Source organism: Streptomyces sp. NRRL S-495, from assembly GCF_000966955.1.
GTDB classification, from domain to species: Bacteria; Actinomycetota; Actinomycetes; order Streptomycetales; family Streptomycetaceae; genus Kitasatospora; species Kitasatospora purpeofusca.
On record NZ_JZWY01000727.1, the window covers coordinates 1 to 326 of the forward strand.

The 326-nt window shown below is 71.8% G+C and carries 1 pseudogene; it reads right to left on the minus strand.

The features are described from left to right. Window positions 1–115: 115 nt before the first annotated feature. A pseudogene (locus VR45_RS32015) lies at window positions 116–326 on the minus strand (rodlet layer protein); the annotation flags it as partial.

The window sequence follows — 326 nt, forward strand, 5'->3', positions numbered from 1 at the left end:
GTGCGGGCGCCGGTCCCGCCGCCGACGGATCGCCGGCGGCGGCGGGCAGACCTCGTCCGGTGCGGTACCGGCGCCCGGGACGCGTCACCGGGGCCTCGGCCGGGTTGCCGCAGGATCAGCCGATCAGGTGGGAGACGCCGCCGTCACCGGAGGACTGGGTGTTGTGGCCGACGTTGCAGATCTGCTTCGGGGTCTTGTTCAGGACCGGCACCTCGATCGGGACAGCCACGCCGATGACGGCGCCGACCGCGATGTTGTGGACCTCCGGGAGGCAGATGTTCGGGTTGTCGAGGGTGTGGAAGTTGGCGCTGTGGTCGCCGTGGGTG